This window comes from Streptosporangium sp. NPDC053982 (genome assembly GCF_055585205.1).
In genome coordinates this window covers 104,023-125,723 of sequence record NZ_JBVJKQ010000001.1, presented here as the reverse complement: position 1 = coordinate 125,723, position 21,701 = coordinate 104,023, and the positions used below count along the sequence as shown (strand labels likewise).

The window sequence follows — 21,701 nt, the reverse complement described above, 5'->3', positions numbered from 1 at the left end:
AACCTCCGCAGGTGGTGGCCCGGCTTTCGCGTTTCAGAAGGGTTCACAGCCGACGTATGACAGCACCGGCCCCAGAGCGCAGGCCGTAAGGTCTTCCCCACGGACGAGCGCTCTGGCCGTACTGCTGACGATCACGTCCGCGACCCAGAGGAGCGGCTCCTTCGCGAATGGAGCATGGCTGTACTCGAAACGGGGAGGCCGCCCGGCCAGACCTCCGAGAACTCTGCGGTCATGCCGATCCTGGCTGGCCTCGCGCTCCGCCAGGACCATCCAACGAACCTCCCACGGCAGATCCTGCACCAACCATGCCAAAGCGCGAGCCCGCGCAGCTTCCTTGCGTTTGGGACGTTCGAAGCGACAGCCGTATACCCTCGCAGAGATCGGGAGTGATTTGATCTCGTGGATCAGCGCGGCGCGCGTCTTCTCATCCTCCTGCGACCAATGTGGGGTGCGGGCTGTCGGCACCGCCGAACACAGAAGCTTTCTGGCGTCCTCCGACAGAGCTGGATCCGCGAGCACCAATCCGATCACATAGAGGCAGGCGTCGGTGTGGATGGACTCATCGATGAAACCTGCGAGGGGAAGGCCAGTTCCATGCATAGGGTAATCATGCGGTAAGCCAAAGGTTGGGAGTGGTCTTTTCAATCACTCCACCGCAGCTCACCTGAAATGAGATGCCTCATTTATCCAGATATAGCGAATTAACGCATCCAGAGGTGAAATGTTCACCCGCACAGAGAGATCTCTTTCTCCGCTCTCCCCTAACCCCACCCACGGGAAACGTCGTCGAATGGCTTCATAGTCGAGCGGCTCCTCATCGTTCGCCCTCCCAGAACAGATGCATGCCTCAGGACGGACAGGCCGATCTTCACCGTGAGCGGATTCTGACATAGATCCACCATGCCACCGCGTGGAGAGAAACATCACTTGTTTTCAAGCCCTGCCCAAATGGGCAGGGCTTGTTCGAACACACCCTGGCGGGTTCGGGTAAAAAGTCCTGTGTTTAATGGGCAAACCGAACGAAATCCGTCCCATGCTAGGGAACACCTCGGAATGTGATCAATTCGCCGGACTGCAGCGTGGTCGTCATCACCTGCGACGACGCCGCCCGTCTGCCCCGGGCCGTCCGGTCGGTGCTGGACCAGTCGCTGCGGAACCTCGAAGTGGTCATCGTGGACGACGCGAGCACCGACGGCACGGATCGGGTGGCGCGTGAACTCCAGAGGGAGGACCCCCGGGTCCGCTATCTGCGCCGCGACGTCAACAGCGGCGGCTGCGGCGCTCCGCGCAACCAGGGGACGGCGGCGGCCCGCGCGCCCTTCGTGATGTTCCTCGACAGCGACGACCGGCTGACCCGGCACGCCTGCAAGAGCATGCTGCTGGAGGCCGAGCGGACCGGCGCCGACTTCGTCACCGGGCAGATCTCCCGGCTGTACGAGGCGAGCGGCCGGACCCGCCCCTACTACCCGGACCTGTTCGCCCGGCGCAGGACCGTCGAGGGGATCGCCCGCGAGCCGGAGATGTTCCTCGACTCCTTCAGCACCAACAAGCTCTACCGGGCCGAGTTGCTGCGGCGGCTGCCGTTCCGGGAGGACCTGCACTACGAGGACCACGTCTTCAGCGCCGAGCTGTACTGCGCGGCGCGCCGGTTCGCCGTGGTTCCGTGGGTCGTCTACCTGTGGCACCGGGTCCCCGCCGGCGGTCCGGGCAGGCCGTCGATCTCGCTGCGCATCACCGACATGGACAACGTCCGGCACCGGGTCCGGGCGGCCCGGCTCAGCGACGACGTGCTGCGCGGGAACGGCCTGGATGACCTGGTGCCGGACCGGCGGCGCCGGTTCCTCCGGCAGGACCTACGGGTCTACCTCGACCCGCTGCCGCGCCGCGATCCGGCGTGGGCGGCGGAGTTCGCCGAGGTCGTCGGCCCGTACCTGGCGGAGTTCGGGTCTCGGGAGTTCGCGGGGATCGACCCGGTCGTGCGGGTCTGCTGCCGTCTCATCGTCGCCGGGCGGGCCGACGAGCTGGTGGTGGCCGCCCGGTCGCTCAGCGAGCCGAAGCCCCCGCCGCGCTTCGCCGTACGGCGGGACGGGCGGACCTACTGGGCCCTCGGCCCTCCGGGGACGGACGGAGCGGACGGCGGGGGCCGGGAGCGAGTCCCTTCCGGGGAACCGGTGCGGGCCGGGGAACCGGGCACCGCCGCGTCGGCCGGAGGGCGGAAGCCGGACCTGGTGGCGCCGGAGGGGATGGAGATCACCGCGCTGCGGATGGCCGAGCTGCCGTTCGGCGACTCCCGGCTCCGGCACGAGGTCGCCGTGACCCCCGCGGTCACGGGCGCGGAGGCGGGGACGGGTGCGGCCTCCGGTCCCGGCTCGGACTCGGACTCGGGCACGGGCATGAGCGCCGGCGGTCGCGCGGGGACGGAGGCCGTCCTGACGATCCGTACCTACGACCCGTTCGGGGTGCTGGCCGCCAATCCCGGCTGGCGCGCGTACCTCGACGTCGCGGGCCACAGGACGCGGCTGCATCCGCGGCGGCGGGACGACGGCGTCCACGTCAGCGAGGTGACCGTGGACCTGGCCGTGCTCGGGCGCGGCCGTCCCGGCGCCGGGCTCCATGGACTCTACGGACTCCACTGGCTCCACTGGCTCCACGGGTTCCGCGAGCTCGGTCACGATCCGCGGGTCGTGGTGGTCCGCCCCGACGGCCGGTCCACCGCCGACCCGCTGCTCACCGACCCGGGAACCGGGCCGGTGACCGCCGCCCTCCCCTGGTGCACGGTCGTCTTCGGGGCGGAGGGCCGGGCCGGGTTCCTGCGGGTGCGCCGCCGGCGGCGAGGAGTGCTGCGGCCCGCGGCCCGGGTGGCGAGGATCGGCCGCGCCGCCGTACGGCGGGCGGTCCGGCGGGCCGGGGACCCGCGGGTCAAGCTGCGCGTCTACCGGTGCCTGATCAGGGCGGTCCCTCCCCGCCGGAACCTGGTGCTGTTCGAGTCGGACGTCGGCGCCGGATGCACCGGCAACCCCCGCTACGTCTACGAGGAGCTGCTGCGGCGGCGGGCCCCGTTCACCATGGTGTGGTCGGTGGCGCGGAACCGGCGGAACTTCCCGGCCGGCGCGCGCCTGGTGCGGCGGATGAGCTGGCGGCACGTGTGGACCATGGCCCGCGCGGGGTACTGGGTGGACAGCCACGGCATGCCGCTGGACTTCCCCAAGCCCGCCCGCACCCGCTACCTGCAGACCTGGCACGGGCAGGGCATCAAGACGGTCGGCTTCGACGCCCCGGACCTGCGCGCCGACTTCCCCGGGCCGCGGGCGCGGTGGCGGGCGGCGGTGGCGCGGTGGGACGCGCTGGTCTCGCCCAGCGCGGAGTTCGAACGGATCTTCCTGCCGTCCAACGGTTACCGCGGCCCGGTGCTGCGGTACGGCTCGCCCCGCTGTGACGTGCTCGTGCGCGGCGACGACGAGGCCGTACGGCGGGTGCGGGACGAGCTGGAGATCCCGCCGGAGCGGAAGGTCCTGCTGTACGCGCCCACCTACCGGGACCACGCCATGTCCTCCGGCCGGTCGGTCCGGGCCGACCTGGAGCTGATGGCCCGGGAGCTGGCCGGCGAGTGGACGGTGGTGCTGCGCCCGCACCCCGTCGAGCGGTACGCGGTGCCCCGGCACCTGCTCCACTTCGTCCGCCCGGCCGGGTCGTATCCGGAGGTCAACGACCTCATGCTGGCCTCGGACGCGCTGCTGACCGACTACTCGTCGCTGATGTGCGACTACGCGGTCACCGGACGGCCGATGCTGTTCCTGATCGACGACTGGGACGAGTACCGGCGTCTGGAGCGGGGCGTCCTCCACGACCTGCCCGCGATCGCCCCCGGACCCTGCCTGACCACGACGCGGGAGGTGGTGGAGACCCTGCGGGACCTGCCGGCGGTGTCGGCGTCGTTCGCCGCCCGGTACGCGGAGTTCCGCGCGCTGTGGTGCGCGGAGGAGAAGGGGAACGCCGCTTCGAGGGTCGTCGACGCCTTCTTCGGCGTCCCGCCGGAGCCCGGTTCCGGGCGGGACGGTCCCGGCGGGGACGGGCGGGCCCGCCGGCCGTCCCCCGGGCGGCTCCCGGCCCGGAGCGACGTGGCCACACGCGTCCTCATCCGTGCGGGCCTCCCCGGGCGGCTCCTGACCCGGAGCGGCGCGGCCACACGCGTCCTCGCCCGTGCGGGCCTCCCCGCACGGCTCCTTACGTGGACCGGTCTGTCCAGATTCGCCGAGACCCGGCTGATCGGACGGTTCCCGGTCCGGCGCGGTGCGTTCCGGGCGGCCGGGACACGGTTCCGGAGGACCGGGCGATGACGTCGGTGGTGTTCGCGTGCCTGGACGCCGACACGCTCGGCGGGATCCAGCGGGTCACCCACACCGTGGCGCAGGGCCTGGCCGGGCGGGGCTACGACGTGCACGTGGTGGGACTGCACCGCGCCGAGACCCCCGTCCGCTACGTGGACCGGCCCGGCTACCGCCACCACGTGATCCACGCGACGCCGATGGGTGCGGGCCGGGTCTCCCGGACGGCCGCCCGGCGGGAGCGGCGGTGGCTGCGGGAGGTGTTCCGGCGGGCGGGGCCGGGTTTCGCGGTGCTGACCTCACCGGGCGTGGTGCCCCGGGTCATCGGTGCGCTGCCGGACCGGCTGCTGCCGATCGGCCAGTACCACGGCTCCTACGAGCACGCGCTGGGCTCCTGGCACCTGCGGGCGATCCGCGACCGCTACGGCGCGCTGGAGGCGGCGGTGTTCCTCAGTGAGGACGACGCGTGGCGGTTCGCCGAGCAGGCGCCGCTGCCCAACGCGTGGGCGATCCCCAACCCGCTGCCCGGCCGGGCGCACCGGGCCTCCGGGCTGGACGGGCGGCGGGTGCTGGGGGTGGGGAGGCTGGAGGGGGTCAAGCGGTTCGACCGGCTGATCTCCGCCTTCGCCGAGGCCGTCCGGACCGTGGACGGCGGGCGCCCCGGCGGGCCACCGTACGGCGAGGCGGCTGCGCACGACGCGGAGACGGACGGCGGGACGGCGCACGGCGCGGAGACGGACGGCGGGACGGCGGCGCACGACCCGGCGGGTGACGCGCCGGGCGGGCGGTGGGAGTTGCACCTGGTCGGGGACGGCGCGGAGCGGGAGCGGCTGCGCGAGCACGCGGCGGCGTGCGGGGTGGCGGACCGGGTGGTCCTGCGCGGCGCGGTGCCCGCCTCCGGCATGGAGCGCGAGTATCTCGCCGCGTCGCTGCTGGCCCTCTCCAGCGAGCACGAGGGGCTGCCGCTGGTCGTGGGCGAGGCGGCGGCCTGCGGTGTGCCGGCGGTGGCGTTCGACGTGTCGGGCGGGGTGCGGTCACTGGTCGTCCACGGGCGGACCGGGCTGCTGGTCCCCCCGGCCGACGTGCCCGCCCTCGCGGCGGCGCTCGCCCGGCTGATGGCCTCCCGGGACGAGCGGCGGCGGCTGGGCGCCGCCGCCCGCGCCCACGTCGAGGCGTTCCGGCCCGAGCGGGTCCTGGACCGCTGGGAGGACCTGTTCACGCAGGTCACCCGTTGACCGATCGGCCGGCCGCCGTACCGTCCCGGTGTCCCGCGGTCGTCGGCGCGGGCGGGACGGCGGAGCGGCGGGCCGTACGGGTCACCCGACGGTCGTCGGCGCGGGCGGAGCGGCGGGCGTACGGGTGACCCGTTGATCGGGGCAGGCCCGACGGGTCACCCGTTGACCGAGACGGGCTCGGTGCGCGGCTGCGGCACCCCGGCCAGCACGATCTGGGCGGAGGTGAGCCGCGCGCCCAGCGGGTTGGGCTCACGCAGCCGGATCAGCCGGTCGAAGGCCACCCTCTTGACCCGGGCCAGCTTCCGCTTGGCGGCGGTGCGCTCGTAGGCGACCATCCGCGCGGCGTCGGTCCTGGGCGCCCCGCTGAGCTCGTAGCCGTACGCCTGGAGCCGCTCGCCGAGGACGCTCTCGCACAGGGAGACCTCCCACGGGTCGAGGCGGTCGCGCCAGGAGCCCGTCCTGGCGGTGGTCACCTCGTCGTGGGTGCGCGAGTGCCAGGTCTTGCGGTCCGGGACGGCGATGTCGGCCACCCGCTGCGGCTCGCACATCGCCGGGTCGTAGTCCTCGCCGAGGAACTCGCACAGCCTGCGCAGCTGGGCCTCCGGCGCCGAGGTGAGGTCCTCGTAGCGCAGCTCGTGGTAGCTGCCCGCGGGCAGCTTCGGGGCGCCGTGCCGGGCGAAGTCGATCGCCTCGGCCCACGCCGCCACCGCGCTGTAGACGGTGCCGTTGTACCAGGGCATCTCCTTCAGCGACGCCACGCAGTCGCGGCCGTCCCTGATCAGGTGGACGAACTGGGCGTCGGGGAAGAGCCGCAGCAGCACCTCGACGTGCTGGAAGTACGACGGCCGCTTGTCGCCCCAGCGCGGCCTGCCGTGCCGGGCCGCGTAGGAGCGCAGCACGATGCCCAGCGCCGAGCCCAGCGTCGGCGGGCCCTCGGCGATCTCCTCGATGACCTTCTCGCCGTCCAGTCCCAGCTCGTGGAAGCGGGACTGGCGGCGGTTGACCACCCACTCGGCCAGCTCGCGCCTGCGCGCCGGGTCCTCCAGGTCGCCGAAGTGCAGCCGCCGCTGGTAGGCGGTGACCATGAACCGGGTCTCCGGGGGGATCGCGATGCGGCGGTGGGCGTGCGTCATGAGCTGGAGCAGCGTCGTGCCCGAGCGGGGGCAGCCCACGATGAAGATCGGCCGGTCGGATTCCATCGGTCAGACCTTCGCCAGTTCGCCGAGCTGCCGGGTGGTGAGCTGCGCGGCCACCGGGCTCGGCTCGCGGAGCCGGTTGACGCGGTCGCGGAGCTCCTTGCGGCGGCGTGCCCAGCGCCGCTTGGACGCCGCCTTCTCACACGCCTCGACGTGCGCCTTCTCGGCCTTGGGGGCGCCGGACGGCTCGTAGCCGAACGCCTGGAGCCGCTCGCCCAGCACGGTCTCGCAGACCGAGATCTCCCACGGCTCCAGCCGGGTCCGCCACGAGCCGGACCGGGCGGTGGTCACCTCGCCGTGGGTGTTGCTGTGCCAGACCTTGTGCTGCGGGATCGCCATCCTGGCCACGTGGGACGGCTCGCACATCGCCGGGTCGTAGTCCTCGCCGAGGAACTCGCACAGCCCGGCCAGCTCGGTCGCGGGGTCGGCCGTCAGGTTCTCGTAGCGCAGCTCGTAGTAGGAGTCCGCCGGGAGGTTCTTGGCGTGGCGGCGGCCGTAGTCGATGGCCTCGGCCCAGTTGACCACCGCGTGGAAGATGTCCTTGGTGTACCAGGGCATCTCCTTCAGCGACGCCACGCAGTCGCGGCCGTCCCTGATCAGGTGGATGAACTGGGCGTCGGGGAAGAGCCGCAGCAGCAGGTCCACGTGGTGGTAGTAGCTGGGCCGCTTGTCGCCCCAGCGGGACTTGCCGTACTGCTCGGCGTAGGAGCGGAAGGCGATGCCCATCGCCGAGCCCAGCGTCGGCGGGCCGGCCACGATGTCCTCGATCAGCTTGTCGCCGTCGAGCTTGAGCTCCTTGAACTTGGTGTCCTTGTCGTTGACGATCCACCTGGCCAGCCGGCGCCGGTTCCCCGGCTCGCGCAGGTCGCCGAAGACGAACCTGCGGTAGTAGCCGGGCACCACGAACCTCGTCTCGGGAGGCACCGCGATACGCGGGTGGGAGTGCAACATGAGCTGCAGCATGGTGGTGCCCGAGCGCGGGCACCCGATGACGAACACAGGTCGGTCTGACTGCATGACGACGAACCCCCGTAGAAGATGATCAGACGGCTACGCGCTGCATGCTCTCCGGGCGCGGCGCGGAGGGCACCGCCCGGGCGAAGAGCCACATTCGGTGGATCAGGAAGACCTCGTTCAGCAGGAGCAGCCCCCCTGCCACGACGACCACCGGCAGCAGCGCCACCACCCCGATGAGCGGGGCGACCACGAACACCGCCGCGTGGAACTCGATGCCGCTGATGAGGTGGCTGCGCACCCGGTGCCGGGCGAGGAACCGGTTGGCCCTGCGGCGCAGCGTGGGTCTCCTGGCGGGCCTGGGCGGCCGGGGCTCCACCGGGTGGAGCCCGTCCTGGAGCTCTGCCTCGCGCTCTGTCCGGCGCTCGGCCCGGTTCTCCCTGACCACCTCGCGCACCCGCTTCATCTGCGGCGCGTTCACGTAGCGGAACAGGTCGAGTACGGCGACGCCGGCGCCGAGCAGGATGTAGGCCAGCTCCCCCGTCGCCGCGTACTGACCGAACGCCAGCCCCCCGGCGCAGCAGACGACCCGGATGCGGTCGCCGACGTAGTCGAGCCAGAGGCCGAACGCGGTCCCCGTCCCCTTGAGGCGGGCGATCTTCCCGTCCATGCAGTCGACCGTGAAGCTCACGTAGAACAGCGCGGCCCCCGCCACGAGCTGTCCGAACGCGAAGCACGCCGCCGATCCCATCCCGAGGGCCAGTGACAGACGAGTGAGCCCGTTGGGGGTGACGGAGGTGTGGTTGGCGGCGAACAGGGTGAGCCTGCACGCCACCGGGTCGACCAGGAACACCGTCCACCAGGAGTCTCTTCGTTTGCGGGTCGCGTGAACGTCGTTCAACGAATAGGCCCTCATGCGTCCAAGCATGGCGACACATGGTCGCTTCACATCTACGCTCTGTAACTACCGGACGATGTCCATGCCAGTTCTTGACCGTCCCCCGCCGTTGAGATCGGCGGCTTTGGGAAAGGGAGAGACCGGACCGGTCCGCCGGACACGTGGCCCCCGGCCCCATGGGAACGCCGCCATGGGGAGACCGCCACGGGGGCCCGCGCCGTCAGCCGAACACCCGATCCACGACCCGCGCCGCCGCGCCGCCGTCGTCGAGCGGGCAGAACCTCGCCCGGAACCCCTCGTACAGCGCCGCGTACTTCGTCTCCGCCTCGGCGGCGTCCCTGATCGCCGCCGTCACCTCCTCGGTCGTGCGGGCCAGGGGGCCCGGCGCGTCGGCCTCGAAGCCGAAGGTGAAGCCGCGCAGCTCATCGCGGTAGTGCTCCAGGTCGTGGACATGGAACACCATCGGCCGGCCGGTCACCGCGAAGTCGAACATCGCCGACGAGTAGTCGGTGACCAGCGTGTCGGCGACCAGGTACAGCTCGGTGGCGTCCGGGTAGCCGGAGACGTCCCGGACGAAGTCCCCGCCGGCCCGGGGCACCCGGTCCACCACGTTCGGGTGGCGGCGGATCAGGAGGATGTGGTCGCCGCCCAGTTCCTCACGCATCCGCTGGAGATCGAGCCGCAGGTCCAGCCGGTAGCGGCCTCTGGCGTAGAGCTTGTCGTCGCGCCAGGTCGGCAGGTGCAGGACGACCCGGCGGCCCTCGGGAAGGCCGAGCCGCGCCCTGATCGCCGCGGCGTCGCCGTGCCGCAGGACGTCGTTGCGGGGCAGGCCGGTCTCCAGGATCTCCCCGTCGAAGCGGAAGGCGCGCCGCAGCAGCGGGGTGCACCAGGGGCTCGGCGAGACCAGGTGGCTCCACTGGGCGACCTTCCAGGCCAGCCGTTCGTGGTGGTCGGGCCGGGCGAGCGGCATCCTCTCGACGTCGAAGCCGACGCGCTTGAGCGGCGTGCCGCGGCCGGTCTGCAGCACGACCTGGTCCGGGCGGCGCTCGAACCAGCCGGGCAGGTCGACATTGGTGACGACGTGGCGGCAGCGGGCCAGCGCCTCGTAGTGTTCGCGCCCGTACCGCCGGACCGGCGTGACCCCCTCGGGCAGTTCCACCTGGCCGTCGCGGACGCACCACAGGAACTCCAGGTCCGCGCCGCGCCGCCGCAGCTCCTCGTAGATCGCCCGGGGGCTGTCGGAGAACTGCCGCCCGCCGTGGCTGTCGAACAGGACGGCGTCCCGGGGCGGCTCGGCGCGTCGGGAGGGGTAGAACTCCTCGCGCAGCAGCCGCTGCTGCTTGGGCCTCCCCTCGGCGCCCAGGTCGCCGCTGATCGTGAGGACCGCCTCCGACATCAGGTCGGTCTCGAAGGTGAGAACGCGGCTGCCGGTGGCGTGCTCCAGCGGCTCGGGCTGCCGGAACTCCACCCTCATGTCGCCCGCGGCGGTGCGGACCGTGAAGCCGTGCGCGCCGGACGGCAGCGGCAGACGGCCCCCGAGGGTCTCGGACGCCTCGGGGGTCACCGTGACACGCTCGCCGTCGATCGGGAACAGCCGCTCGCCGAACCGGCCGCGCGAGGTGACGACCAGCCACGCCGGGCCGTCGAGCGGGCGTATCGGGGCGCCGGCGAGTTCCAGGTGGCCCCGCTCGCTCCACCGGACCCGCTCGACGTGGAAGGTCGGCCGCTGCTCGCGCAGCACCAGCCCGCCCGACGCCGACCGGCTCACCACCACGTCGCGGCCGAGCCTGCGGTGCAGGCCGCGCTCCACGCCGTCGCCGACGACCAGCGGCCGGGCGGGCCCCTCCTGGGGGACGACGTCGAAGCGCCACTCGGCCCCGGGGTTCAGGGCGCTCATCTCCAGGCTCGACGGGTCGAGGTCCGGCCACCGCTCGGACAGCACCCCGTCGAGGTCGATCATCACGTCGAACGCTCCGTCGTCCGAGATGATCATCGGGTGACGCCGGTCGCGCCCGCCCTGGGGGCGGGTGAGCCGCAGGTGCGGGCCGGCGCCCAGGTCGTCCTCGCACCGGCCGCTGATCCACAGCCTGCCGTCGACCACCCGGTGCCCGGTGACCCGGGCGGCGGGCCGGTCGACGCGCAGCCTGAGCTCGTCGGCGGCCGTCCACTCCGTCCACGCCACCGTCCCCCGGTCGTGCTCGGCGAACACCGGCCGCCGCGCGACCGGGCCGGGCTGGCCCAGCGTGGCGCGCCGCAGGAGGCCGCGGTGCAGGACGCGCAGCTCGACCCGCCACGACGAGCCGGCGGGCAGCTCCGCCGTGTCGATCGCCAGGCGGAACCCGCACCAGTCCCTGCGGCGCCGCGGGCCGGTGTCCACCAGCGACGGGCCGCGCCGCCTGCGCACCCGGAGCCGGACGCGGCGGCCGGTGTCCTCATCGACCAGCCAGGCGGCGACGTGCTGCTGGATCCGCTTGCGGGGACGCAGGTGACGGGGCGAGATCCGGCCGTCGACGACCAGCCGGTCGTCCTGCCAGCGCAGCTCGTCCACCCGCTGGCGCAGGTCCAGCTCCGTGCGCATCCGGGTGACGGAGCCGGGCAGCGGCACCGGGCAGCCGAGGTGGTAGCCGCGCACGCCGCCGCCGGTGACGCGGGTGTTCGCCTTGGCGGTCCGCTCCCACTCCAGCACCCGCAGCAGGTCGTCCACGCGGTCCTGCCGTACCAGCTCCCACTTGACGCGGCGCGGCGCGGGGACGGAGGCGAGGACCTTCGGGCCGGCCTCCTCCAGGTAGGCGCGGGCCAGGTCGCCGAAGCGCCGCCGGAAACCGTCGTCGGCCTGGTCGAGCACCTGCAGGAAGTTGGGCAGGTCGCTGTCGAGGACCGTCCGGTCCCAGGCGGGCAGATGACGGGCGCGCCCGGTCCGGACGAGGAAGTCCCGCACCGCGCGGACCGCGGCGAAGCGGTCCTCGACGCCCTTGACGTGCGCCCGGTTCTGGGTGATCGAGGTGCTCTCCCCCTCGCGTTCCCGCCACAGGTAGACGGGGACGCTCAGCACGTCCACGGCCTCGGCGAGGAAGTGCGCGGGCAGCGCGACCGCGATGTCCTCCCACAGCACCCCCTCGGGGAAGCTCAGGTCGTTGCGGTCCCAGAAGGCGCGGCGCCACAGCTTGTTGGTGACCAGCCGGTCCTTGAGCAGGATGTCGTCGCGGGTGACGTGGGTCCGCCGGGCCGGGCGGGCGAAGATGGCCCGGTGCATCGGCGACTGGCGCACCCCGTGGCCGCTGAAGCGCAGCACGTTGCCGGTCGCCAGGTCCGAACCGCTCTCCAGCAGGGCGCACGCCATCGTCTCGATCGCGGTCGGCGGGAGCAGGTCGTCGCTGTCGAGGAAGGCGAGGAACTCGCCGGAGGCGTGCCGGACGCCGGTGTTGCGCGCCGTGCCCAGGCCGCCGTTCTCCTGCCGGACGAGCCGGAACCGCCCGTCGCGGGCGGCGAAGGCGGCGGCGATCTCCGCGCTTGAGTCGGGCGAGCCGTCGTCCACCATGACGACCTCGATGTCGCCCCACGTCTGCGCCGCCGCCGACGCCAGGCACGCCTCCAGGTACGGTTCCACGTCGTAGATGGGCACGATGACGCTCACTAGGGCCACGATCGGTCCTCCGGTAGTCGAAAATCGCCCGCCCGGCCCGCCTGCCCGGCGTGGCCGCGTCCGCGAGTCAGCATGGCCGCGTCCACGGCCCGGCGGGCACGGAATGCGGCCGCGATGGAGGCGAGCTGACCGAGTCTTGACCGTCTTCCTTCTCACTCGCTTTCACTCAGGTACCGGCCCTTGTGACATGGTCACAGCCCGCCACCTTCTGCTCACTGTGACGGCGCGAGATCCTGCTGGGCCACCGGGCCGGCGTGCGGCTGTGCGCCTTCTTCAACGAAGGTCCATCGTCTTCCCGGTGAAAGGTCAAGGCTGAGAATGCACACTCCCTAGCAAGTCGCGATGACCCTCCGTAATCATCCTCGGTCCGACACGATCGACTCGCCGGGCCGCCGGGCCGCCGGAAACGGCCGGGATCGGCAGGGAACGGGGAAATCGTCCGCGGGGGGAAGCGCATGGAGTCGACAGTCGTCGTGGGAGCGGGGCCCGCCGGGCTCACCGCCGCCTACGAGCTGACCCGGCGGGGCCTGCCGTGCGAGGTCTTCGAGGCCGACCACGTGGTCGGCGGGATCAGCCGGACCGTGGAGCGCGACGGCTGGCGCTTCGACATCGGCGGCCACCGCTTCTTCACGAAGGTGGCGCGGGTGGAGGAGTTCTGGAACGAGATCCTCGGCGAGGAGGACTTCCTGCTGCGGCCGAGGATGAGCCGCATCCACTACGGCGGCCGCTTCTTCGACTACCCGCTCCGGGCGTCCAACGCGCTGCGCAACCTCGGCCCGCTGGAGTCGGCGCGCTGCGTGGCCTCCTACGCCCGTGCCCGGCTGCGCCCGCCCGCCGACCTGTCGACGTTCGAGGGCTGGGTCACGGCCAGGTTCGGCCGCCGGCTGTACGAGATCTTCTTCCGCACCTACACCGAGAAGGTGTGGGGCGTGCCCGCCTCCAGCATCCAGGCCGACTGGGCGGCGCAGCGGATCAGGAACCTCTCGCTGGGCCGGGCCGTGCTCGCCGCGCTGCGGCCGGGCAGGGGCGGCACCGACGTCACCAGTCTGATCGAGGAGTTCCGCTACCCCCGGCTGGGGCCGGGCATGATGTGGGAGGCCTGCGCCGAGCGGGTCCGTGAGCGGGGCTGCCCGGTCCACCTGGGCGTCCGGGTCGGGCGGGTGCGCCGCGGCCCCGATGGGCCGGTGGTCACCGTCCTGGGCGACGGCGTCAGCCGTGAGGTCCGCTGCGGCGCGCTGATCTCCTCCATGCCGCTCGGCGACCTCGTCCGGGCGTTCGGCCCGGACGTGCCGGACGTCGTGGCCGAGGCCGCGGCGGGCCTGCGGCACCGCGACTTCCTGACGGTGGCGCTGGTGGTGCCCGAGCGGTTCTCCTTCCCGGACAACTGGATCTACATCCACTCCCCCGAGGTACGGCTGGGCCGCGTGCAGAACTACGGCTCCTGGTCGCCCTACCTTGTGCGGGAGGGCCTGACCTGCCTGGGCCTGGAGTACTTCGTCAACGAGGGCGACGACCTGTGGGACGCCCCCGACGACGACCTCGTGTCCTTCGGCACCGGGGAGCTGGAACGGCTCGGCCTGGTCACGCCCGGCGCGGTCCGCCAGGGCTACGTGGTGCGGATGCCGAAGGCGTATCCGGTCTACGACGCCGGTTACGCGGACCACGTCGAGACGATCAGGAAGTATCTCGACGTGGAGTGGCCGGAGGTCCACCCGGTGGGCCGCAACGGCATGCACCGCTACAACAACCAGGACCACTCCATGCTCACCGCGATGCTGGCCGTGGAGAACGTCGCCGACGGCGCCCGGCACGACGTGTGGGAGGTCAACGTCGACGCCGAGTACCACGAGGAGCGCTCCGGCCCCGGCTCCTCCCGCGGCGGCGGCCCCGCGGGCACCGGCCGTTCCGCCCCCGTCCTGGTGGAGGCGGCGGCCCCGCGCCCGTGAGCCGCCCCGCCCCGTGAACCACCGGACCCCTGCAAACCCCCTTACATCCGACCGGAGTTCGCATCCATGACACAGCGTTCCACGGTTCCCGACGTCAGCGTGGTCGTCATCACCTACGACGACGCGCCCCGGCTGCCGCGAGCCGTACGATCCGTCCTCAGCCAGACCCTCAAGAACCTCGAAGTGATCATCGTGGACGACTGCTCCGGTGATGACACCCCGGCGGTGGCCGCGGCGCTCGCCCGGGAGGATCCGAGGGTCCGGTATGTCCGGCTGCCGGTCAACAGCGGCGGCTGCGGCGCCCCCCGCAACGCGGGCACGGACGCCGCGGCGGCACCGTACGTGATGTTCCTCGACAGCGACGACGAACTGCCCCGCCACGCCTGCAAGAGCCTGCTGCTGGAGGCCGAGGCGACCGGCGCCGACTTCGTCATGGGCACCGTGGAGCGCGTCGACGAGGCGACCGGGAACACCACCCTCTGGTACCCCCAGCTCTTCGCCGAACGCCGGGTCGTGCACGGCGTCCGCGCCGAGCCGGAGCTGCTGTTCAACTGCCTGGCCACCAACAAGCTGTACCGGCGGGCGTTCCTGGAGGCGACCGGCATCCGCTTCCCCACCGGCATCCACCACGAGGACATCGTCTGGTCCACGGAGCTGTTCTGCCACAGCAAGCTGTTCGCCGTCGTCCCCTGGCCGGTCTACCGGTGGCTGCTCGCCGCCGCCCCCGCGACGACGTCGATCTCCTCCCGGCGGCACGAGCTGGAGAACGTGCGGCAGCGGGTCACGGCGGCCGAGCTCACCGACCGGGTGCTGGCCGTCACCGGCTCCCTCGACCTGAAGGAGGACAAGGACTTCCGTTTCCTCTCCCACGACCTGCGCCTCTACCTGGGCGACCTGCCCCGGCGCGACCCGGAGTGGATCGCCGCGTTCGCCGGTATCGTCGTCCCGTACGTGGACACGCTGGAACCGTCGGCCGTACGGCGGGCGAGCCGGGCCGAGCGGGTGTGCGTGCAGCTGCTGCGCGAGGGCCGCCATGAGGAGGCCGCCGTCGCCGCCGTCGAGCTGGGCGGCAGGCAGATCCCGCCCCGGACCGTCACCGGGCACGGCGGCCGCGTCTTCTGGGGGGAGACGGTCCCCGCGACCGAGCGGGGCCGCGAGGAGCTGGACGTCACCGAGTCGCACCTGGGTGAGCAGCCGCTGGCCTCCGCGCTGCTCAGGCACGAGCTCACCGGCCTGGAGGCGTCCGGCGACCGGGTACGGCTCCGCCTGCGGACCTACGACCCGGGCCGGGTGCTCGACGGCCGCGCGCTGACCGCCCGGCTGCGGATCGGCGGCCGGAAACGGACGATCGCCGCGCTCCCCGCCGAACCCGTGCCGGACGCGTCCGTGTCGGCCGATCCCGTGTCGACCGGGTCTGTGCCGGCCGCGTCTGCGCCGACGGCCGCGCCGTCCGGTGAGCCCGTGTCCGCCGTACCCGCCGCGTCCGCCGGACCCGTACCGGGCCGGGTGCGGGAGTGGGAGGTCGTGATCGACCTGTCCGCGCTGGACTGGCCGGAGGAGGCGGTCAAGGCCCAGTCGGTCGAGCTGTCGCTCGGCGAGGGCGGGCGATCCTGCTCCCGGCCCGTGCTGGCCTTCCCCGACCTGTCGTTCACCTCCACCGGCACCCTGTCCGCCGGCCGGCTGGTGCTGGAGGCGTCGGCCGACGTCCCGTTCCGCCTGACCGCGCGCCGGATCGGCCCGGTCCCCCGGCGGGGACGGCTCGCGCGGGCGGCCGAGCTGTGGCGGGACCTCCCGCGGCGGCTGGCCACCCCACGCGACCTGGGCCGCTTCTACCGGCTCGCCGCCGCGCTGACGCCGGTGGACCGGCGGCTGGCGGTGTTCGAGTCGGCGGAGGGCGGCGCGTACACCGGCAACCCCCGCTACGTCTACGAGGAGCTGCGGCGGCGCGGCACCGGGATCAAGGTCGTCTGGTCGCACACCGGCGACACCGCGGGCTTCCCCCGCGACGCCGTCCTGGTCAGGCGCAACACCTTCCGCTACGCGTGGCTCCTGGCCCGCGCCCGCTACTGGGTGGACAGCCACAACCTCCCGTACTGCTACCGCAAGCGGCGGGCCACCCGGTACCTGCAGACCTGGCACGGCCAGGTGTTCAAGAAGATGGGGCTGGACGACCCCCGCCTGCGCGCCCAGCCGGCCATGGCCAGGAGGTACGCCGAGGCGGTGGCGCGCTGGGACGTCCTGCTCACCCCGAGCCCGGACTTCCGCCGCGACTTCGGCGACGCCAGCGGGTTCACCGGCGAGACGCTGCGCGCCGGGTATCCCCGCACCGACGTGCTCGTCCGGCACGACGAGCCCGAGCAGCGCGAGCGGGCGCGGCGGACACGGGAGTTCTTCGAGGTCCCCGAGGACAGGCGGGTGATCCTCTACGCGCCCACCTACCGCGACGAACGGCGCTTCAGCGGGGAGTCGATCCGGCTGGATCCGCAGGTCCTGGCCGCCGAGCTGGGCCGCGACTGGGTGATCCTGGTGCGCGCCCACCCCTTCGACCGCTTCACCGTGCCGGACCCGCTCGGGCACCTCGTCCGGGACGCCTCGTCCTATCCCGAGGTCAACGACCTGATGCTGGCCTCCGACGTCCTGGTGACCGACTACTCCTCGATCATGTTCGACTACGCCTGCCTGGGGCGGCCGATCCTCTACTACGCCGACGACTACGAGCACTACGCGACGGACCGTCGGGGCGTCTGCTTCGACCTGGAGCGCCTCGCCCCGGGGCCGCTGCTGCGCAACCCCGGCGAACTCGTCGCCGCGCTGAACCGGCTCGACACGGTCACCGAGCGGTACGGCGAGCGCTACGCGGACTTCCGTGCCCGCTGGTGCGCCCTGGACGACGGGCGGGCCGCCCGCGCGGTCGTGGACGCGTTCTTCCCCGAGAGCACCCGATCCCCGGAGGCCGCCCGATGAGCCGCGCCTCCTCCGCAGGCCGCGCGCCTTCCGCGGGCCGCCCGACGAGCACCGCGCACTCCCCGGAGGCAGACCGATGAGCACGACGAGCACCGCACGACCGCGCCGCGTCTTCTTCGTCAGCACCGACGGGGACTCCATGGGCGGCTCCCAGCGGGTCCTGCACACCCTGGCCCAGGGACTCGCCGAGCGCGGGCACGCGGTGACGCTGGTCAGCGTCAACCCCTCCCGGCAGCCGCAGTCCTACGTCGCCGACCCCGCCTACCGGCACGTCACGCTGTACGGCACGCCCGCCCCGGAGGCGCCCGCCCGCCGGCTGCCGTTCCCCCGGCGCGGCGGGGCCAGGCCCCGGCGCTCCCCGGACGAGGTGGCCGCCGCGAAGGCGAAGCTGGCCGGACTGGCCGAGGAGGTCACCGGCGGCTACATGGTCGTCGCCTCGCCGTGGGCCGCCCACTGGATCTCCGACGTGCCCATGCCGCACCTCGCCATGATCGGCCAGTACCACCAGACCTACGAGGACGCGGCCGGCACCCCGCACCTCCGGCTGATCAGGAAGCACTACGCCCACTACGACAAGTCCCTCTTCCTGTGCGAGGAGTACGCCGCGGCGTTCACCCGCCACCGGCTCGCCAACTGCGGGGTCATGCCCAACCCTGTCGGCGTCTTCCCCCGCGAGCCGGCTCCGCTGGACGCTCCGAGGATCGTCTCGGCGGGACGGCTGGTCAGGCCGAAGCGGATCGACCTGCTGATCGACGCCTTCGCCGCCGCGGCCCCGTCCGCCGCCGAGCCGTGGGAGCTGCGGATCGTCGGCGACGGGCCGGTGCGGGCCGCCCTGGAGGAGCAGGCCCGCGCCACCGGCCTCGGCGACCGGATCGTCTTCCGCGGCCAGGTGGCGGACGTCGAGGCCGAGTATCTCGACGCGTCCGTCGTCACGCTGACCAGCGACGCCGAGAGCTGGGGTCTGGTGCTGGCGGAGGGCGCCGCCTGCGGCCTGCCCGCCGTGGCCTGCGACGTCTCGGCCGGGGTGCGCGCGCTCGTGGCCGACGGGGACAACGGTCTCCTGACCGGGCCCGGTGACGTGCGGGGCTTCGCCGCCGCGCTGGAACGCCTGATGTCGGACGGGGAGCTGCGCCGGAAGATGGGCGCCCGGGGCCGGCAGCGGATGCGGGAGTATCTCCTGCCGCGCGTCCTGGACCGGTGGGAGGCGCTGTTCGACGAGATCGACCGCTGACGGAGGAGGCGGACCGGGCGGACGCCGAAGACACGACCCGCCCCGGCGACGGGGGAACCGAGCCTCGCGAATGCCATTCCCCAACCGCGGATCATGCCGATATTACGATGCTGGACGGGTATTCAGCTTGGCATGTGCGGAAGGTATGGTGAGGGCTTGTGACGACGTTCCGGATCAGCGAGGCCGCGGCACTGCTCGGGGTCAGCTCCGACACCGTCCGCCGGTGGGTGGACGCGGGCCGGCTGCGGGCCGAGCGGGACGAGCACGGCCACCGGCAGGTGAACGGCACCGATCTGGCCGCCTTCGCCCGCGATCAGGTCGAGGCGGTCGAGGGCGGCCGTTCGTCGGCGCGCAACCGCTTCCGCGGGATCGTCACCGAGGTGATCCGCGACGCGGTGATGGCGCAGGTGGAGATCGCCGCCGGGCCGTTCCGGGTGGTGTCGCTGATGAGCCGCCAGGCCGCGGACGACCTGGGCCTGGAGGCGGGGGTGGTGGCGGTCGCCGTGATCAAATCCACCAACGTCGTCGTGGAGATCCCCGGTCACGAGCGCGTGGCCGGTCACCTGTGAGGAGCCCCCCTTTGGTGTTCAGGCCGGTGTTCAGGCGTCTTCCCCGATGGGCGATCGCCCTGCCCGTCGCACTCGCGCTGGCGGGTCTGTCCGGTTGCGGCTCCGGCCGGCCGGCCGCGTCCACCGCACCGGCTTCGCCGGCTCCGGCCGCCGGTGACGGGGCCGGGGAGGTGACGGTGTTCGCGGCGGCCTCGCTGACCGGGACGTTCACCGAGCTCGGCAGGACCTTCGAGGCCGCGCACCCGGGTACGACGGTGAGGTTCAACTTCGGCTCCAGCGCCACGCTGGCGCAGCAGATCGTCCAGGGGGCGCCGGCGGACGTGTTCGCCGCGGCGAGCCCGGCCACGATGAAGACGGTCACCGACGCGTCGCTGGCCGGCTCGCCGACCACGTTCGTGCGCAACAGGCTGCAGATCGCCGTGCCGAAGGACAACCCGGCCGAGGTGGACGACCTCGCGGACCTCGCCGACGCGAAGGTGAAGGTCGCGCTCTGCGCCGAGCAGGTGCCCTGCGGCGCCGCGGCGGTCAAGGCGCTGGACGCCGCCGGGCTCAAGGTCACCCCCGTCACCCTGGAACAGGACGTCAAGGCCACCCTCACCAAGGTCGGACTGGGTGAGGTGGACGCGGCGCTGGTCTACCGGACCGACGTGATCGCCTCGGCGGGCAAGGTGACCGGGATCGACTTCCCGGAGGCGGACAAGGCGATCAACGACTATCCGATCGCGACGCTCACCAGAGCGCCGGCCGGTGGTCCGGCCAAGGAGTTCGTTGACCTGGTGCTGTCGCAGCAGGGCAGGGACGTCCTGACCAGGGCCGGTTTCGAGGCGCCCTGATTCGCATGGCCGCCACCGAGCACCTCGGGCCGGTGGAGCCGCACCGCGGCTCCACCGGCCGCCCGGCGACGTCGTCCCGCCGGATCTCCGGCCGCCCGCCGTGGATGCTCCTCCTGCCCGCGCTGCTCGGGCTGGCGTTCCTGGTGCTGCCGCTGGCCGGACTGCTGGTCCGCGCCCCGTGGTCCACGCTGGGCCGGCGCCTGGCCGAGCCGCACGTGCTGGAGGCGCTGCGGCTGTCGCTGGTGTGCGCCACCGTCGCCACCGTCTTCTGCCTGCTGCTCGGGGTGCCACTGGCCTGGTTGCTCGCCCGGGTGGACTTCCCCGGCCGGCGTCTGGTCCGGGCCCTGGTCACCGTGCCGCTGGTGCTGCCCCCGGTGGTGGGCGGCGTGGCGCTGCTGCTGGTGCTGGGCCGCCGTGGGCCGGCCGGGCAGTGGCTGGAGAGCGCCTTCGGGATCACGCTGCCCTTCACCACCGCCGGGGTGATCGTGGCCGAGGCGTTCGTGGCGATGCCGTTCCTGGTCATCAGCGTCGAGGGGGCGCTGCGCGGCGCCGACCGGCGCTTCGAGGAGGCCGCCGCGACGCTGGGGGCCTCACGCTGGACCGTGTTCCGGCGGGTGACGCTGCCGATGGTCATGCCGGGCGTGGTGGCGGGGGCGGTGCTGTGCTGGGCGCGGGCACTCGGGGAGTTCGGCGCGACGATCACGTTCGCGGGCAACTTCCCCGGCACCACCCGCACCATGCCGCTGGCCGTCTATCTCGCCCTGGAGACCGAGCCGGAGGCGGCGATCGTGCTCAGCCTGGTCCTGCTGGCCGTCTCCGTCGTCATCCTGGCCAGTCTGCGCGACCGGTGGGTGAGCGCGTCATGAGCCTGCGAGCCCGCCTGGTCGTCACCCGGCCCGCCTTCACCCTGGACCTGACGCTGGAGGTCGCGCCGGGCGAGGTGGTCGCGCTGCTCGGCCCGAACGGCGCGGGCAAGACCACCGCGTTGCGCGCCCTCGCCGGGCTCACCGGGCTGTCGCGGGGCGAGATCGTCCTCGACGGCCGGGCGCTGCACACCCTGCCCGCCGAGAGCCGCCCGGTGGGCGTGGTCTTCCAGGACTACCTGCTCTTCCCGCACCTGACGGCGCTGGACAACGTCGCCTTCGGGCCCCGCTGCCAGGGCGTGCCCAAAGCCGAGGCCCGCCGCGCCGCCACGGCCCTGCTGGAACGGGTCGGCCTCGCCGATCACGCCGCCGCCAGGCCCCGGCAGCTGTCGGGCGGGCAGGCCCAGCGCGTCGCACTGGCCCGCGCGCTGGCCGTACGGCCGCGCCTGCTGCTGCTGGACGAGCCGCTGGCCGCCCTCGACGCCCACACGCGGCTGGAGATCCGCTCCCGGCTGCGCCGCCACCTGGCCGACTTCGACGGCGCCACCGTCCTGGTCACCCACGACCCCCTCGACGCGATGGTGCTGGCCGACCGCCTGATCGTCATCGAGAACGGCGTGCTCGTCCAGCAGGGCGCCCCGGCCGAGGTCGCCCGCCGCCCGCGCACCGACTACGTCGCCCGCCTGGTCGGGCTCAACCTGTACCGGGGCGTGGCCGAAGCGGGCCGGGTCAGGGTCGGCGAGTTGCCGTTGCACACCTCGGAGCAGCTGGACGGGCCGGCGTTCGTCGCCTTCCCGCCCACCGCCGTCGCCCTGTACCGGAGCCGCCCCGACGGGAGCCCGCGCAACCTGTGGCAGGCCGTGGTCGGCGGCATCGAACGGCACGGCGACAACGTCCGCGTCCACCTCGACGGCCCCGTCACGGCCTTCGCCGACATCACCCCCGCCGCCGTCGCCGACCTCGACCTGACCCCCGGCCGGCGGGTCTGGGCCTCGGTCAAGGCCACCGAGACCCACGCCTACCCGGCATGAGCACCCGATCGGG

14 protein-coding genes are annotated in these 21,701 nt (G+C 73.0%); 9 read left to right on the top strand and 5 right to left on the bottom strand.

The annotated features are described in order from the left end of the window. Positions 1–33: 33 nt before the first annotated feature. Positions 34–600 (bottom strand): hypothetical protein, encoded by a 567-nt coding sequence (locus ACZ6W9_RS00590; protein WP_389958190.1) that lies wholly within the window; start codon positions 598–600, stop codon positions 34–36. Between the two features lie 455 nt (positions 601–1,055). Here ACZ6W9_RS00590 and ACZ6W9_RS00585 point away from each other — a divergent pair, with 455 nt between their 5' ends. Further along, the gene (locus ACZ6W9_RS00585) at positions 1,056–4,337 is read left to right on the top strand and encodes a bifunctional glycosyltransferase/CDP-glycerol:glycerophosphate glycerophosphotransferase (protein WP_470116475.1); all 3,282 of its coding nucleotides are present in this window, start codon (positions 1,056–1,058) and stop codon (positions 4,335–4,337) included. Continuing rightward, positions 4,334–5,560, top strand: coding sequence for a glycosyltransferase (locus tag ACZ6W9_RS00580; RefSeq protein WP_389958185.1), 1,227 nt, complete (start codon positions 4,334–4,336; stop codon positions 5,558–5,560). Before ACZ6W9_RS00585 ends, ACZ6W9_RS00580 begins: the two co-directional genes overlap by 4 nt. 155 nt (positions 5,561–5,715) lie before the next feature. On the opposite strand, the gene ACZ6W9_RS00575 is transcribed toward ACZ6W9_RS00580, so the two are convergent. The 4 genes from ACZ6W9_RS00575 to ACZ6W9_RS00560 form a co-directional block, all read right to left on the bottom strand. Further along, positions 5,716–6,759, bottom strand: a complete 1,044-nt coding sequence (locus tag ACZ6W9_RS00575; protein WP_389958182.1) for a sulfotransferase family protein — start codon at positions 6,757–6,759, stop codon at positions 5,716–5,718. A 3-nt stretch (positions 6,760–6,762) separates the two neighbouring features. Further along, a complete protein-coding gene (locus tag ACZ6W9_RS00570; protein WP_389958180.1) occupies positions 6,763–7,773 on the bottom strand; it encodes a sulfotransferase family protein in 1,011 nt (336 codons plus the stop codon). A gap of 25 nt (positions 7,774–7,798) precedes the next feature. Continuing rightward, positions 7,799–8,626, bottom strand: a complete 828-nt coding sequence (locus ACZ6W9_RS00565) for a CDP-alcohol phosphatidyltransferase family protein (RefSeq protein WP_362942484.1) — start codon at positions 8,624–8,626, stop codon at positions 7,799–7,801. 202 nt (positions 8,627–8,828) lie between these two features. After that, positions 8,829–12,242, bottom strand: a complete 3,414-nt coding sequence (locus tag ACZ6W9_RS00560) for a bifunctional glycosyltransferase/CDP-glycerol:glycerophosphate glycerophosphotransferase (protein ID WP_470116474.1) — start codon at positions 12,240–12,242, stop codon at positions 8,829–8,831. Positions 12,243–12,706: 464 nt separating this feature from the next. Here ACZ6W9_RS00560 and ACZ6W9_RS00555 point away from each other — a divergent pair, with 464 nt between their 5' ends. The 7 genes from ACZ6W9_RS00555 to ACZ6W9_RS00525 all read left to right on the top strand — a co-directional run bounded on the left by ACZ6W9_RS00555 (position 12,707) and on the right by ACZ6W9_RS00525 (position 21,688). Next, entirely contained in the window at positions 12,707–14,197 is a 1,491-nt protein-coding gene (locus ACZ6W9_RS00555; RefSeq protein ID WP_389958174.1) for an NAD(P)/FAD-dependent oxidoreductase, read from the top strand. Between the two features lie 66 nt (positions 14,198–14,263). Further along, the gene (locus ACZ6W9_RS00550) at positions 14,264–17,161 is read left to right on the top strand and encodes a CDP-glycerol glycerophosphotransferase family protein (RefSeq protein ID WP_470116473.1); all 2,898 of its coding nucleotides are present in this window, start codon (positions 14,264–14,266) and stop codon (positions 17,159–17,161) included. 76 nt (positions 17,162–17,237) lie between these two features. Then, complete coding sequence (locus ACZ6W9_RS00545) at positions 17,238–18,392, top strand: glycosyltransferase (protein ID WP_389958169.1); 1,155 nt, start codon at positions 17,238–17,240, stop codon at positions 18,390–18,392. Positions 18,393–18,550: 158 nt separating this feature from the next. Continuing rightward, positions 18,551–18,961 carry a TOBE domain-containing protein gene (locus ACZ6W9_RS00540; protein WP_362942463.1) on the top strand — a complete coding sequence of 137 codons (411 nt, stop codon included), beginning with the start codon at positions 18,551–18,553 and terminating at the stop codon, positions 18,959–18,961. Positions 18,962–18,972: 11 nt separating this feature from the next. Next, positions 18,973–19,794 (top strand): molybdate ABC transporter substrate-binding protein, encoded by an 822-nt coding sequence (gene modA / locus ACZ6W9_RS00535; RefSeq protein WP_389958166.1) that lies wholly within the window; start codon positions 18,973–18,975, stop codon positions 19,792–19,794. A 5-nt stretch (positions 19,795–19,799) separates the two neighbouring features. Then, on the top strand, positions 19,800–20,660 hold the full coding sequence (locus tag ACZ6W9_RS00530) for an ABC transporter permease (protein WP_389958164.1): 861 nt from the start codon (positions 19,800–19,802) through the stop codon (positions 20,658–20,660). Beyond that, a complete protein-coding gene (locus tag ACZ6W9_RS00525) occupies positions 20,657–21,688 on the top strand; it encodes an ABC transporter ATP-binding protein (protein ID WP_389958161.1) in 1,032 nt (343 codons plus the stop codon). The genes ACZ6W9_RS00530 and ACZ6W9_RS00525 overlap by 4 nt, the downstream gene beginning before the upstream one ends. The last annotated feature ends 13 nt before the right edge of the window (positions 21,689–21,701 follow it).